At 64.2% G+C, this 13582-nt stretch carries 12 protein-coding genes; 9 read left to right on the forward strand and 3 right to left on the reverse strand.

Annotated features, from left to right (window positions below):
* Nucleotides 1-140: 140 nt before the first annotated feature.
* Nucleotides 141-476, forward strand: a complete 336-nt coding sequence (locus AC0J42_RS06065; protein ID WP_473005533.1) for a hypothetical protein — start codon at nucleotides 141-143, stop codon at nucleotides 474-476.
* 140 nt (nucleotides 477-616) lie between these two features.
* Here AC0J42_RS06065 and AC0J42_RS06070 read toward each other — a convergent pair whose 3' ends face one another.
* On the reverse strand, nucleotides 617-1441 hold the full coding sequence (locus AC0J42_RS06070; RefSeq protein ID WP_416422739.1) for a peptidoglycan DD-metalloendopeptidase family protein: 825 nt from the start codon (nucleotides 1439-1441) through the stop codon (nucleotides 617-619).
* A gap of 3 nt (nucleotides 1442-1444) precedes the next feature.
* Nucleotides 1445-2824, reverse strand: coding sequence for an exodeoxyribonuclease VII large subunit (gene xseA, locus AC0J42_RS06075; RefSeq protein WP_473005534.1), 1380 nt, complete (start codon nucleotides 2822-2824; stop codon nucleotides 1445-1447).
* A gap of 163 nt (nucleotides 2825-2987) precedes the next feature.
* On the opposite strand from xseA, the gene AC0J42_RS06080 reads away from it, so the two are divergent.
* The 6 genes from AC0J42_RS06080 (at nucleotide 2988) to AC0J42_RS06105 (ending at nucleotide 8584) form a co-directional block, all read left to right on the forward strand.
* Nucleotides 2988-3746, forward strand: coding sequence for a TSUP family transporter (locus AC0J42_RS06080; protein WP_416422741.1), 759 nt, complete (start codon nucleotides 2988-2990; stop codon nucleotides 3744-3746).
* A gap of 57 nt (nucleotides 3747-3803) precedes the next feature.
* Entirely contained in the window at nucleotides 3804-4352 is a 549-nt protein-coding gene (locus AC0J42_RS06085; protein WP_473005535.1) for a sugar ABC transporter ATPase, read from the forward strand.
* A 95-nt stretch (nucleotides 4353-4447) separates the two neighbouring features.
* Complete coding sequence (guaB, locus tag AC0J42_RS06090; protein ID WP_027978918.1) at nucleotides 4448-5917, forward strand: IMP dehydrogenase; 1470 nt, start codon at nucleotides 4448-4450, stop codon at nucleotides 5915-5917.
* 105 nt (nucleotides 5918-6022) lie between these two features.
* Nucleotides 6023-7600, forward strand: coding sequence for a glutamine-hydrolyzing GMP synthase (guaA, locus tag AC0J42_RS06095; RefSeq protein ID WP_416422743.1), 1578 nt, complete (start codon nucleotides 6023-6025; stop codon nucleotides 7598-7600).
* 257 nt (nucleotides 7601-7857) lie between these two features.
* On the forward strand, nucleotides 7858-8169 hold the full coding sequence (locus tag AC0J42_RS06100; protein ID WP_473005536.1) for a type II toxin-antitoxin system HigB family toxin: 312 nt from the start codon (nucleotides 7858-7860) through the stop codon (nucleotides 8167-8169).
* Between the two features lies 1 nt (nucleotide 8170).
* Nucleotides 8171-8584, forward strand: coding sequence for a helix-turn-helix domain-containing protein (locus AC0J42_RS06105; protein WP_473005537.1), 414 nt, complete (start codon nucleotides 8171-8173; stop codon nucleotides 8582-8584).
* 69 nt (nucleotides 8585-8653) lie between these two features.
* Here AC0J42_RS06105 and AC0J42_RS06110 read toward each other — a convergent pair whose 3' ends face one another.
* On the reverse strand, nucleotides 8654-11521 hold the full coding sequence (locus AC0J42_RS06110; protein WP_473005538.1) for a membrane-targeted effector domain-containing toxin: 2868 nt from the start codon (nucleotides 11519-11521) through the stop codon (nucleotides 8654-8656).
* 160 nt (nucleotides 11522-11681) lie between these two features.
* Between AC0J42_RS06110 and AC0J42_RS06115 the strand changes: the two genes are divergently transcribed.
* Together AC0J42_RS06115 and tadA are read left to right on the forward strand one after the other, a co-directional pair.
* Complete coding sequence (locus AC0J42_RS06115; RefSeq protein WP_473005539.1) at nucleotides 11682-13058, forward strand: multicopper oxidase family protein; 1377 nt, start codon at nucleotides 11682-11684, stop codon at nucleotides 13056-13058.
* Between the two features lies 1 nt (nucleotide 13059).
* Nucleotides 13060-13542: a tRNA adenosine(34) deaminase TadA gene (tadA, locus tag AC0J42_RS06120; RefSeq protein WP_473005540.1), complete on the forward strand. Its 483-nt coding sequence runs from the start codon at nucleotides 13060-13062 to the stop codon at nucleotides 13540-13542.
* The last annotated feature ends 40 nt before the right edge of the window (nucleotides 13543-13582 follow it).

A 13582-nucleotide genomic window follows, 5' to 3' on the forward strand; every position in this document is an offset into this window, starting at 1 on the left:
ATTTGAGATAACTTATCTCTGTTGGCTTTTTTGTAGTTTTTTGTGCTCGATAATTGGTTTTTTTTGATTGAAAATTGTTGCGGTGATTCGGCGCGCGCAATCTCGTATATTGGGTGGATCAAGCAAGGCGGAGCAGGGACATGACTGAAGCTGAGTGGAAACTGTGGAGCCGATATCGCCCATTGGCCGTTGAGCGCCTGTATGAGCGGCTACGGCGCGAGATGATGGCAGCAGCCATGGATGATTCGGCGCTGGCGCGGGAGCATTTTCAGACTGTTCGAAACCTTTGCAATGAGGGGAACGAGGAGGTGGTGCGGGTGTTCGATAACTTTCCCCATTCGCGAGGACATGCCTCTATTGGTCTCCAGGCGGCTTATGTGAGGGGGTTGGTTACCGAGGAGGAGGTGGCATCATTCAGCGAAGAAACGCAGGCGAAGTTGAGGGAAGCGTCGAAGTATTTCAACAGGGCGGGCTAACTCGCTCCTGTAGCAGCTGCCGAAGGCGGCGTCGCAGGCAACGCATGGCTTCTGAAGTACCGCGCCGCCTGGGACGCAGCCTTCGGCAGCTGCTACGGTGGGAGCAAAGTGGGGGCAGGCTCGACAGCGCGCTACAGCTATCAGGGTTGGAACGCGCCGATGAAGATGGCGGGGTCCACCCGTGCGTCATTCAGGCTGACGTTCCAGTGCATGTGCGGCCCCGTCGCCCGCCCGGTCATGCCCACGCGGCCGACCACAGCGCCGCGCGCCAGGTCCTGGCCCACCTTCACGTCGATCTTCGACATGTGGCAGAACATGCTGATAAACCCTTGCCCGTGGTCGACGAACACGGTGTTGCCGTTGAAGAAGTAGTTGCCCACCAGGATGACCTTGCCCGCGGCCGGGGTCTTGATCGGCGTGCCGGCGGGCACCGCGAAGTCCAGACCCGCATGGGGGTTGCGCTCTTCGCCATTGAAGAACCGGCGCACGCCGAAGCGGCTCGACAGCGGCCCATTCACCGGCTTGTCCAGCAGCAGGTTGCTGGGCGTGCCGGGGCTGAAGCTGCGGTAGGCCTTGAGCTGCTCGGCCAGCTCCACCTCGAAGCGTTTCAGGTCGGCCGGGTTGGGGTTGACCTGGCGGTTGTTCTTCAAGGTGATGTGCTGCTCGGGGTAGTGCTTGCTGCCCACCACGAAGCCCAGGCTGCGCTGGTCGGCGGTGGTGATGCGCGCCGGGCCCGGCTTCTGGGTCAGCGGCAGGCCGACGATGGCGCGCCAGTTCTGCTGCTCGCGCACCACCAGCACCGGCTTGCCGTCGAAGAACGCCTTGGGCGCCTGGGCGCCGCTGCCCAGGTCGATCACGGCCACGCCGCCGGGCACCGGCTTGTTCAGCAGGCGGGTCAGGTAGCTGTCGGCCTGGGCGGTGAAGGTCAGGCATAGCAACAGCAGGGCGGTCAGCAGGCGCGGCATGGTTCAGTCCAGGAGCGAGAGGGTGACCGGGGTCAGGTGGTTGTCTTCGACCCGCACCTGCAGCTCGCCTTCGCCCAGCTTGGCGGTCAGGCGCTGGCCGGTGCGGGTCTGGTCGGCGCGGCGCACGGCCTGGCCGCGTTCGTCCAGCAGAATGCTGTAGCCGCGGCTGAGGGTGGCCAGCGGGCTGACGATGTGCAGGGTCTGCATCTGGTTGTTGAGCTGCACGCGGCGGGCCTTGAGGCCGTCGCGCATGGCCCGCGGCAGGCGTTCGGCCAGGCCTTCGATGCGTTGGCGCAGCATGGCCAGGGTGCGCCCCGGGTGTTGCCCGGCCAGGCGCGTTTCCAGCTGCGCCAGGCGATGCCGGCGCAGGTTCAGGCGCTGCTCGAAGGCGCGGCGCAGGCGCATGTCCAGGTCGTCCAGGCGCTGGGCCTGCTGGCGCAGCCGTTCGCCGGGGTGGCGCAGGCGCTTGGTCAGGCCGTCCAGGCGCAGGCGGTCGTGGGCCAGGCGGTTCTGGATGCGCATCAACAGGCGGCGTTGCAGGCTTTCCAGACGGCGTTGCAGGTCGCTGCTGTCGGGTGCCAGCAGCTCGGCAGCGGCCGACGGCGTAGGCGCGCGCACGTCGGCGACGAAGTCACTGATGGAGACGTCGGTTTCATGGCCTACGGCGCTGACGATCGGCGTGACGCAGGCGGCGATGGCACGGGCCACCGCCTCTTCGTTGAAGCACCAGAGGTCTTCCAGCGAGCCACCGCCACGGGCCAGGATAATGGCGTCGAAGCCGCCGGCATCGGCCAGGCGGATACCGCGCACGATCTGGTTGATGGCCTCGCGGCCTTGCACGGCGGTGGGGATCAGCGTCAGTTCGACCTGCGGCGCGCGGCGGCGGAACACGCTGATGATGTCGCGGATCACCGCGCCGGTGGGCGAGCTGACGATGCCGATGCGCTGCGGGTGGGCGGGCAGGGCGACCTTGCGTTCGCTGCTGAACAGGCCTTCGCCGCTGAGTTTTTCCTTCAGCGCGTCGAACGCCAGGCGCAGGGCGCCGTCGCCGGCCGGCTCCACCGTGTCGAGGATCAGCTGGTAGTCACCACGGCCCTCGAACAGCGAGACCTTGCCGCGCACCTTCACCGCCAGCCCGTCCTTCAGCGCCTGGCGCACGCGCTGGGCGTTCTGGCGGAACAGCGCGCAGCGCACCTGGGCGCCGCTGTCCTTGAGGGTGAAGTAGACGTGGCCGGACGCCGGGCGGGCGAGGTTGGAGATTTCGCCTTCCACCCAGATGCTGCTGAACACGTCTTCAAGCAGCACGCGTGCGCGGCCGTTGAGCTGGCTGACAGTGAGGACCTCGCGGTCCAGGCCGAGTACGGCAAAGGGGTCTTTGTTCATGGCGGGCATCATAAGGCCAATACGCCGCCGGAGCCATGCCCCGTAGCAGCTGCCGCAGGCTGCGTCCCCGGCCCACGCGATACCCCTGGCATACGGCGGCGCCTGTGACGCGGCCTGGGGGCCGCTGCTACGATGATGTACCACCAAGGAGAGGGGATAGCCGATGGAGTTGCTGAGCGCCTTGCCGTTTACCGGGCTGGACTGGGGTTGCATGTTGCTGGGCGTCGCGGTTGCCTATGTCGTGTTCGGCATCGCCGGCTTCGGCACCGCGCTGGTGGCCGGGCCAGTGCTGATCTGCTTCATGCCCCTGGCGCGGATCATCCCGTTACTGGTGCTGCTGGATTTCATCGCCGCGTTCGGCAACCTGCTGCCGTCGCGCAAGGCGGTGGCCGGCGCCGAGTTGAAGCGCCTGCTGCCGTGCATGGCGGTGGGCTGTACCGTTGGCGTGGTGTTCCTGCTCAACCTGCAGTCGCGCTTGTTGCTGCTGTTGATGGGCGTGTTCATCACGGCCTACGCCTTGTACGGGTTGCTGGTGAAGCGGCGGCCCGCCAGCTTGCGGGCCATCTGGGCGCTGCCCATGGGGCTGGTGGGCGGGCTGTTCGGTGCACTGTTCGGCAGCGGCGGCTTTCTATACGCCATTTATCTGAACGCGCGCCTTGAAAAGGAACCGGCCCGCGCCACCCAGAGCGCGCTGATCAGTTGCAGCACGGTGGTGCGCCTGAGCCTGTTCGTGATCGCCGGCGTCTACACCGACGGCGCCCTGCTGGTGCTGGGCGCAGCCTTGTTGCCGGCCATGGCCCTGGGGCTGTGGATCGGCCGGCGGGTAACCATGGGCCTGTCCCGCGAAGCCTTTGTGCGCCTGGTGAACTGGCTGGTGCTGGCCAGCGGCGTCGCGCTGATCGGTCGCTACCTGGGCGCTTGACCTGCGCCCCCATGGCTTTATGCTGCGCGGATTCACGCCACACGCAGGTCTGCCTCCATGAGTTCGCAAAGTATTATCGTCCCGTTGATTTCCAGTTTTCCCGGGCGCGAAGGCAAGGCCCGGCGGGTGCTGCGCTGGTTGTGGCAGAAAAACATCATCGAAGAACAGCTGACCACCTGCGGCCGCACCGGCAACGGCATGGGCTACGCCATCGGCCCGGGCGCCCGCAACGTGGTCGAGCGCCCCGAGCTGCTGCCCTACGGCCAGCCGGTCAACGGCCTGGAGTTGGTGACCAAACGCTGCATCTTTACCCCCACTAAAAATTTCAAGGAAGAGGCCGGCTGCCCCGAGTGCCGCCAGGAAATCGGCGAGGCGCTGTTCGACAGCCTGGAGGAGTGGATGCCCGGCCACACCGACAACTTCATGTGCCCCGAATGCCGCCATGAAGACGACATCAACGGCTTCCTGTTCCTCGACCCCTGCGCGTTTTCCAACCTGGGCTTCATCTTCAACGGCTGGGCCGACGCGCGGTTCAAGCCCGAATTTCTCTTCGAGTTCGGCGAGCGCCTGGAACGCAAGGTGCGCGTGGTACGCGTCGATCTTTAGGGTGCGACGCAATTGCCCTGATGTTTACATTGAGCATCGGGGCATGTATGAGTATAATGGCGCGCTTCCATTTTTCCCGCTCGGGAGCCCCCGCGATGCTGCGTATCAGCCAAGAAGCACTGACCTTCGACGACATTCTCCTCGTACCCGGTTATTCCGAAGTACTGCCCAATGAAGTCAGCCTGAAGACCCGTTTGACCCGTGGCATCGAGCTGAATATTCCCCTGGTCTCCGCCGCCATGGACACCGTTACCGAAGCCCGTCTGGCCATTGCCATGGCCCAGGAAGGCGGTATCGGCATCATCCACAAGAACATGACCATCGAGCAGCAAGCTGCCGAAGTGCGCAAGGTCAAGAAGTTCGAGGCCGGCGTGGTCAAGGACCCGATCACCATCGAGGCTGACGCCACCGTCCGTGACCTGTTCGAGCTGACCCGTCAGCACAACATCTCCGGCGTACCGGTGCTGCACGACGGCGACCTGGTCGGCATCGTCACTTCCCGTGACGTGCGTTTCGAAACTCGCCTGGAAGCCACCGTTCGCGAAGTGATGACGCCTAAAGAGCGCCTGGTCACCGTGCGCGAAGGCGCCGACAAGAACGAAGTGCGCGAGCTGCTGCACAAGCATCGCCTGGAAAAAGTCCTGATCGTGGACGACAAGTTCCAGCTCAAGGGCATGATGACCGTCAAGGACATCGAGAAGGCCAAGGCCTACCCGCTGGCCAGCAAGGACGACCAGGCCCGCCTGCGCGTCGGCGCGGCCGTCGGCACCGGCAAGGACACCGGCGAGCGCGTTGCTGCCCTGGTAGCCGCCGGCGTTGACGTGGTGGTGGTCGACACCGCCCACGGTCACTCCAAGGGTGTGATCGACCGCGTGCGCTGGGTCAAGGACAACTACCCGCAGGTGCAGGTCATCGGTGGCAACATCGCCACTGGCGCTGCCGCCAAGGCCCTGGTTGAAGCCGGCGCGGACGCCGTCAAGGTCGGTATCGGCCCTGGCTCCATCTGCACCACCCGTATCGTCGCCGGTGTAGGCGTGCCGCAAATCAGCGCCATCGCCAACGTCGCCGCCGCCCTGGAAGGTTCGGGCGTGCCGCTGATCGCCGACGGCGGCATCCGCTTCTCCGGTGACCTGTCCAAGGCCATCGTCGCGGGCGCCTCGTGCGTGATGATGGGTTCGATGTTCGCCGGTACCGAAGAAGCCCCGGGCGAGATCGAGCTGTTCCAGGGCCGTTCGTACAAGGCTTACCGCGGCATGGGTTCGCTGGGCGCCATGTCCCAGGCCCAGGGCTCGAGCGACCGTTACTTCCAGGATTCGGCCGCTGGCGCCGAGAAGCTGGTACCCGAAGGCATCGAAGGCCGCGTGCCGTACAAAGGCACCCTGACCGCCATCATCCACCAGCTGATGGGTGGCCTGCGTTCCTCCATGGGTTACACCGGCAGCGCCAACATCGAAGAAATGCGCACCAAGCCTGAATTCGTGCGCATCACCGGTGCCGGCATGGCCGAATCTCACGTCCACGACGTGCAGATCACCAAGGAAGCGCCGAACTATCGCGTAGGTTGACCTCAAGCGCCCGCGGCCACCGCCCCGGGCGCTTGCTGAATTTTTAGGCGGGGCTGTTCATTGCAGCCCCGTGTTGTTTCCGATTACCACTGACGAGAACTAGTCATGGCCCTCGACATTCACGCCCACCGAATCCTGATTCTGGACTTCGGTTCCCAGTACACCCAGCTGATCGCCCGTCGCGTGCGCGAAATCGGCGTGTACTGCGAGCTGCACCCCTTCGACATGGACGACGAAGCGATTCGCGAATTCGCCCCGCGCGGCATCATCCTGGCCGGCGGCCCGGAATCCGTGCACGAAGCCAACAGCCCGCGTGCACCGCAAGCGGTGTGGGACCTGGGTGTGCCGGTGTTCGGCATCTGCTACGGCATGCAGACCATGGCCGAGCAACTGGGCGGCAAGGTCGAAGGTTCCGACCTGCGTGAATTCGGCTACGCCCGTGTCGACGTGGTCGGCAAGAGCCGCATCCTCGACGGCATCGAAGACCACGTCGACGCCGACGGCGTGTTCGGCCTGGACGTGTGGATGAGCCACGGTGACAAGGTCACCAAGATCCCGGAAGGCTTCCACGTGCTGGCCAGCACCCCGAGCTGCCCGATCGCCGGCATGGTCGACGACGCCCGCGGCTACTACGGCGTGCAGTTCCACCCGGAAGTGACCCACACCAAGCAAGGCGGTCGCATCCTGTCGCGCTTCATCCTCGACATCTGCGAATGTGAAGCCCTGTGGACCCCGTCGAAGATCGCCGAAGACGCCATCGCCAACATCCGCGCCCAGGTCGGCACCGACAACGTCCTGCTGGGCCTGTCCGGCGGTGTTGACTCGTCCGTGGTTGCGGCCCTGCTGCACAAGGCCATCGGCGACCAGCTGACCTGCGTGTTCGTCGACAACGGCCTGCTGCGCCTGCACGAAGGCGAGCAGGTGATGGCCATGTTCGCCGAGAACATGGGCGTCAAGGTGATCCGCGCCAACGCCGAAGACCAGTTCCTGAACAACCTGGCCGGCGAAGCAGACCCGGAGAAGAAGCGCAAGATCATCGGCCGCACCTTCATCGACGTGTTCGATGCCGAGTCCTGCAAGCTGGAAAACATCAAGTACCTGGCCCAGGGCACCATCTACCCCGACGTGATCGAGTCGGCTGGCGCCAAGAGCGGCAAGGCCCACGTGATCAAGTCGCACCACAACGTGGGTGGCCTGCCTGAGGAAATGAACCTCAAGCTGGTCGAGCCGCTGCGTGAGCTGTTCAAGGACGAAGTCCGCCGTCTGGGCCTGGAACTGGGCCTGCCGTACGACATGGTCTACCGTCACCCGTTCCCGGGCCCGGGCCTGGGCGTGCGCATCCTGGGTGAAGTGAAGAAGGAATACGCCGACCTGCTGCGTCGCGCCGACCACATCTTCATCGAAGAACTGCGCAAGGCCGACTGGTACCACAAGGTCAGCCAGGCCTTCGTGGTGTTCCAGCCGGTGAAATCGGTAGGCGTGGTCGGCGACGGCCGTCGTTACGCCTGGGTCGTGGCGCTGCGCGCCGTGGAAACCATCGACTTCATGACTGCACGTTGGGCGCACCTGCCTTACGAGCTGCTGGAAACCGTCAGCGGCCGCATCATCAACGAAATCGAAGGCATTTCGCGCGTCACTTACGACGTGTCGAGCAAGCCGCCTGCGACGATCGAGTGGGAATGATGCGGTTGGCCTGAGGGCCGATGGCAGTAAATGAAAACCGCCCGGGGCTTTGGCCCCGGGCGGTTTTTTTACGGAAGCAGGTAATGCCCGAATGTCCCGGAGCGTCCGCCATATTTCGTGACGATTACGCGATGTTCGAGGATGGGGGGGGACGTATCCTTGGCGGTGGACGCGCTTTGCAGGGAGGCAGAGGGTGATCCATTGCGGTTGACAAAATGTCAACTATTCGCCATCCTAGTAAGGACACTCGCTCGACTATGCATGTGATTTCCAAGAAGCCGTTCGATGACGCCTGCAAGGCATTCCCCAATCAGGCGGATGCCATTGCGCGAACCTACAAAGCGCTGCGCGCTGGCGATTTCGATACGCCCACCCAGCTTCGATGCGCTTTCCCGTCCCTGGATAATTTTCGTTACCGGGACAAATGGTGGGTTATCGATATCGGCGGCAACACCCTTCGAATGATCGCATTCATAGCCTTTCGGGATAATCGAATGTACGTAAAGCACATCGTCCCCCATGGCGAATACGACAAGCTGTGCAATCGCTACCGGCAGGAGCGCGAATAAAATGGATATTTCTGTCATCAAGGAGCGGGCCCGTGCCCTGCTTGAAGGTGCATCGTTCATCGGCCATATCGGTGACGACGCTGACTACAGCCAGGCGTTGGCGCTGATGGACCAACTGGTGGATGACTACGATGCCAATCGGATCTTGATCGAGATTCTGTCCAATTCCATCGAGCGCTGGGAGCGTGAGTCGCCTGCCTTTGAAAGCTTTGATGCCAAGGTCGCTCAAATGAATGGTGTCGACGTCTTGAAGCTGCTCATGGAACAACACCACCTCGGCGTGGCTGATTTGCCTGAGATCGGCAGCAAATCGCTGGTGTCGAAGATTCTCAATGGTCGCGGTCGCAACCTCACGAAGGATCACATCGATGCGCTGAGCAAGCGATTCTCGGTGAGCCCGGCGATTTTCTTCTGATCTTCTGACGCGGCGCGTTCGTTCTTCTCGCTGGCTGCGCATCCAGATCGCGGCCAGCGAGTACAGGCCTTACCCCACGTACTTCAACCCAATCATCGTCAGCGCCGTGATCAGTTCACGGGTGTTGTCGAAGCGCCGGTTGTGCACCGTTGGCCAGCGGGGGCGTTCGATGTAGATCAGCTGGCCGTCCTTCTGCAGTTCGGTATACACCAGCGTGCCATCGCCACTGCGGTGGATCAGTTCCTTGAACACCTGTGGCGTGTCGATGGTGAACATGCCGGGCGCAGACAGTTCCAGCTCCAGGTCGCGGCCAGGGCGCAAGGTGCCCATCGGGTAATACAGGTCGGCGTTGACCAGCCCGCCCGGGCCGTCAAAGCCGGAGCTGGAAGCGTGCATGCCCGTGTCTGCGCGAATCCCGCGGGCGGCGTTGCTGGGCACGTCTTCGATGCGCAGGCCGATGGCCCCTTCCAGCTGCGCAACGCCAGGCACCCCCTTGAACGTGCTGGCGTGGGTGTTGCCCATCAGTGCTACCCATTTGCCTGCGCCAAGGGTGTTGCGATCGGCCTCCATCACCGTGTGGGCGAAGTAGTTCATGGTTTGCTGGCGCAGCGTGTGAGTGGGATCATCCAGGCCGGCCAGGCGGTAGCTGGCCATGCAGTCGATGGCTTGTATGCGGATGTGATTGCGCCGGGCAGCCTTGACCAGCTCCCGGAAGGTGTAGCGCCCGGAGGGGTCGGTGTAGAAGCCTTTGTCCATGTCCACCAGGTATTGTTTTAACGGTTCGGGCATGGTGCCGGTGCGGGCGTAGGTATCGAGGTGCGCCTGGTGGAAGTCGGTGAGCAGGTGTTCCATGTACAGCGTGCGCACCCCCTGCCTGGCCAGCAGGGGCATGTTCTCGATAAGGAATTTCTTGCTGGCTACGCTGCTGTGGGACTCGCCGATCACCAGGCCATCGGTGTTGGCGTAGATACCCTTGATAATTGCGGGCTGGGTGGCTACGGCGTCGAGCTCGGGAATGGCTGGCCGTGCCGGTAGGGTGACCTTTTGGAAGAATGCCTGTGCGTCAGTGCTCAGGCGGCCGCGCACGCTGCGGAATTCCATGTAGGCAGGGTTGGCGGCTGGATTGTTGAAGTCGCCATATTTGCCGTCGATCATCTTGTCGTTCCGGCCCTCCGCGCCTTCGCGTAACAGGTCGCGCAGCGCTTCGGGCAGGTCGTAGCGAAAGGTCCGGGTAATGGGCGCGACCGGCCGGGGCAGCGGATTACCCCAAGGCAGGTTGCCAAGGAACTTGCCACCCCCCTTGAGGTTGAGCCGCTGCAACGCCTGCCATTCCCCCTGCGCGTTCAGTTGAACCGGCACGCTGGTATAGAACGAGTAGGGGTTGGCGGGATCGACGATCGCCCAGCGGTCCAGGTCATTGGCCCAGCGCACCTGGTAGCCGATGCCGTCCAGCTCAATGTAGTCCTTGCCATCGGCGTGGCGGTAGATGCCACGGCGCTTGCCTTCGGTGCCCACGCCGCCGCCCAGTATCTCGTTGGTTTCCAGCGGCTTGAGCAGCTCGGCGGTCTCGGCGGCATACGGCGCCGGTAGCTGGGGGTGGATGTCCTGCATGCCGATGTGGGTTTGCGCTGGGTGAAACTCACCGGTGATCACCTCCTCGGCGGGTGACCACAGGTAGGTTGCGTTGAATAGCACGTCCACGGCACTGGTGATGGCCTCGATTACCGCTGCCTTGCGGTGCGCAGTGTCGTGGCCGTTGACGGCCTCGTCGATGTGCAGGCCCATTTCGGCAATTCCCGCGCCCACCACGGCCAGGGCAATAGGCCAGTGCAGGGCGGCCAGGCCCCCGAAGGCCTGGCCGAACGCCTTGAGGTAGCCGATCCACATTTGCTTGCGCAGGTCGCCATTGGAATGCAGCAGCATGCCCATGTCGTCGTACATGCGCTGGCGGCTGGTGTCGGTGAGGAAGGTAAAGGGGTCTTCCTGCAGGGCAACGCGAAAGCGGTTGATGGGTTTTGCGTGGTCCTTACCCCAGCCATAGAACAGCAGGTCGAGGCTGTGGTGCAGGGCGTTGTCTCCGTCGTTGTCGGACAACGGCCAATGGCTCATGAAGCGGGCGCGGTTCTGCGCCATGTTGGTTTGCGACAATACCCACCAGTACAGGTCCTGGTCGGTCTCGAAGGCATGGAAGCAGTTCACCTCGCCTGGGGTGTACAGGTACTGCCAGCCGTCCTGGTCGACGATGCGCAGGATATCGGTGGCAATGCGCCCGCCAATGTCGAAGGCGTAGACCTTGAGCTCCCGCGCTGGCGGCACCTCGGTTTGCAGGGCGGCCAGGCTCACAGGCCAGCTAAAGTCGCCGGCCACGGCCTTGACCAGGGTCTGGAACTGCGGGTCCGAGATCCGTCGCGCTTCGCGTTCCTCCAGCGCCTTGGCGAGGAAGTTGGCCTTGGCCATGACTCGAAAATCCTGTTCATGGCTGGCCCAGAAACGATCGACGTCGGCGCGGTAATGGCCGGCGAAGTCCAGGCCCCAGAAGTCATTGAGCACATCCTGGGGTTCCAGGCGGATCTCGTTCTTCTCGTCGTAGACACGCTCGTTGGGCCCCTGGCTGTAGAAACCGCCCCATTGGTGCAGCAGGTCGGCATTGTCCTGGTCCCAGTTTTCATAGCGGTGCATCACCAGCTGCGGCAGCGTCAGGGACTGCACGGGTTTGCCCCAGTGCTCCCAGCCGGTGAACGTGAGGTGGCTGGTGTTGCCGCTTTTCCAGCGGTGCCACCAGATATGGTCCGGCTCGCCATACTTGCCAGTGTGTCGATGCAGCACTTGGTTGGCGGTGTCCCGGGCCTTCTGGCGCATGTCGGGCATCGTGTCGGCGATGCGCTTGGCAATCTCGACCAGCGCCTGGCGGTCGGCGGCAGTGGGGATGTGGGTCATGGCGTGCCTCCTTGCGTGGGAAAGCCGCGAGTGTGCTGGGCTGGTGGGGTGTGGGTGCGGTAACCCTGGAGGATATTGATTGGCAAGATGTTTCAGCGCCTAACCGGCGTCCGGCCAAGGTGTATCGTGCCGGTTTTCAAGCACTGAGGTGACCTTGCCCATGGTATTCACGCGTCGACAAATGCTCGCCGGGCTGGCTGGCCTGGCGGTGGTAGGGGTTGGCGGCGGCGGGGCGGTGCGCTATTGGCTGGGCCGCCCTGGAGGGCGGGCAGGGCATGACTACGAGCTGATTGCCGCGCCCCTGGACGTGCAGCTGGTACCTGGCCATTTGACGCCAGCCTGGGCCTTTGGCGGCTCGGCCCCTGGCGCCGAGCTGCGGGTACGCCAGGGCGACTGGCTGCGGGTGCGTTTCATCAACCACCTGCCGGTACCCACCACCATCCACTGGCACGGCATTCGCCTGCCGCTGGAAATGGACGGTGTGCCCTACGTGTCGCAGCTGCCGGTGCTGCCGGGGGAATATTTCGACTACCGCTTCCGCGTTCCAGATGCCGGCACCTTCTGGTACCACCCCCACGTGGCCAGCACCGAGCAGCTGGGGCGCGGCCTGGTGGGGCCGCTGATTGTCGAGGAGCGCGAGCCCACCGGCTTCGCGCATGAAGCTACCTTGAGCCTGAAAAGCTGGCACGTAGACGAGCAGGGCGCCTTCGTGCCGTTCAGCGTGGCCCGCGAGGCGGCGCGAGTGGGTACGCTGGGGCGGCTGTCGAGTATCAATGGCGTGCCGCAGGCGACGATTGACCTGCCAGCAGGGCAGGTCGTGCGCCTGCGCCTGTTGAACGTCGACAACACGGCCACCTACCGGCTCAATTTCCGTGGCACTGACCAGGTGCGCCTGTACGCCCTGGACGGCAACCCCATCGAGCCTCGCGCGTTCGGCGAGGATTACTGGCTGGGGCCGGGCATGCGGGCCTGCGTGGCGGTGCGCATGCCACCGGCGGGGGAAGAAGTGGCGGTGCGTGACGGCCCGGTGCGGCTGGGAACCCTGCGTTCGGTGGCCACGGCCTTGCCGCCGGGGGCGTGGCCACCACCGCTACCGGCCAACCCGGTGGCCGAGCCCGATCTGGCCCGTGCCGAAAAGCTGGTTTTCAACGTGGAATGGGTAGGCTCGGCGGCCGTGCAAGGGGATAATGGCCGCCCGCCCAGCTTCTGGCAGTTCAACGGCCAGGCCTGGGACATCACCGACAAGACCTGCGCCGACCGGCCCATTGCCCGGCTGACACGGGGCAACAGCTATATTTTCGAACTGAAGAACATGACCCAGTACCAGCACCCCATCCATTTGCATGGCATGACCTTCAAGGTGATCGCATCCAATCGCCGCGCGATCGTGCCGTACTTCACCGACACCTACCTGCTGGGTAAGCACGAGCGCGCCCAGGTGGCACTGGTAGCGGATAACCCGGGTACCTGGATGTTCCACTGCCATGTGGTCGACCACATGGAAACCGGCCTGATGGCCGCGATCGAGGTGGCGTGAGATGCGCCAGCCTCTGATCGTCGACCGCAGCCGCGACCAGCACTTCATGCGCGAGGCCCTGGCCCTGGCCGCCCAGGGCGCGGCCATGGGCGAGGTGCCGGTGGGCGCGGTGCTGGTGCACAACGGGGAAATCGTCGGCCGCGGCTTCAACTGCCCCATCAGCGGCAGCGACCCCAGCGCCCACGCCGAGATGGTCGCCATCCGCAACGCCGCCCAGGCGGCGAGCAACTACCGGCTGCCCGGCAGCACGCTCTACGTGACCCTGGAGCCGTGCAGCATGTGCGCCGGGCTGATCGTGCATTCGCGGGTCAGCCGCGTGGTCTATGGCGCGCTGGAGCCCAAGGCCGGCGTGGCGCAAAGCCAGGGGCAGTTCTTCAGCCAGGGCTTCTTGAACCACCGGGTGATGATCGAGGGTGGGGTGCTGGCGGAGGAGTGCGGGGCCATCTTGAGCGAATTCTTCAAGGCCCGCCGCGCCAAACCCTGACGCTAACGCACCCGTAGCAGCGGCCGCCAGGCCGCGTCCC

This window comes from Pseudomonas sp. Tav-5-1A (assembly GCF_055755055.1).

What these genes read in the sequence shown, in the direction of transcription:
- AC0J42_RS06065 (WP_473005533.1), top strand. Translation starts at nt 141, where the DNA reads ATGACTGAAGCTGAGTGGAAACTGTGGAGCCGATATCGCCCATTGGCC.
- AC0J42_RS06070 (WP_416422739.1), bottom strand. Translation starts at nt 1,441, where the DNA reads ATGCCGCGCCTGCTGACCGCCCTGCTGTTGCTATGCCTGACCTTCACC.
- xseA (WP_473005534.1), bottom strand. Translation starts at nt 2,824, where the DNA reads ATGAACAAAGACCCCTTTGCCGTACTCGGCCTGGACCGCGAGGTCCTC.
- AC0J42_RS06080 (WP_416422741.1), top strand. Translation starts at nt 2,988, where the DNA reads ATGGAGTTGCTGAGCGCCTTGCCGTTTACCGGGCTGGACTGGGGTTGC.
- AC0J42_RS06085 (WP_473005535.1), top strand. Translation starts at nt 3,804, where the DNA reads ATGAGTTCGCAAAGTATTATCGTCCCGTTGATTTCCAGTTTTCCCGGG.
- guaB (WP_027978918.1), top strand. Translation starts at nt 4,448, where the DNA reads ATGCTGCGTATCAGCCAAGAAGCACTGACCTTCGACGACATTCTCCTC.
- guaA (WP_416422743.1), top strand. Translation starts at nt 6,023, where the DNA reads ATGGCCCTCGACATTCACGCCCACCGAATCCTGATTCTGGACTTCGGT.
- AC0J42_RS06100 (WP_473005536.1), top strand. Translation starts at nt 7,858, where the DNA reads ATGCATGTGATTTCCAAGAAGCCGTTCGATGACGCCTGCAAGGCATTC.
- AC0J42_RS06105 (WP_473005537.1), top strand. Translation starts at nt 8,171, where the DNA reads ATGGATATTTCTGTCATCAAGGAGCGGGCCCGTGCCCTGCTTGAAGGT.
- AC0J42_RS06110 (WP_473005538.1), bottom strand. Translation starts at nt 11,521, where the DNA reads ATGACCCACATCCCCACTGCCGCCGACCGCCAGGCGCTGGTCGAGATT.
- AC0J42_RS06115 (WP_473005539.1), top strand. Translation starts at nt 11,682, where the DNA reads ATGGTATTCACGCGTCGACAAATGCTCGCCGGGCTGGCTGGCCTGGCG.
- tadA (WP_473005540.1), top strand. Translation starts at nt 13,060, where the DNA reads ATGCGCCAGCCTCTGATCGTCGACCGCAGCCGCGACCAGCACTTCATG.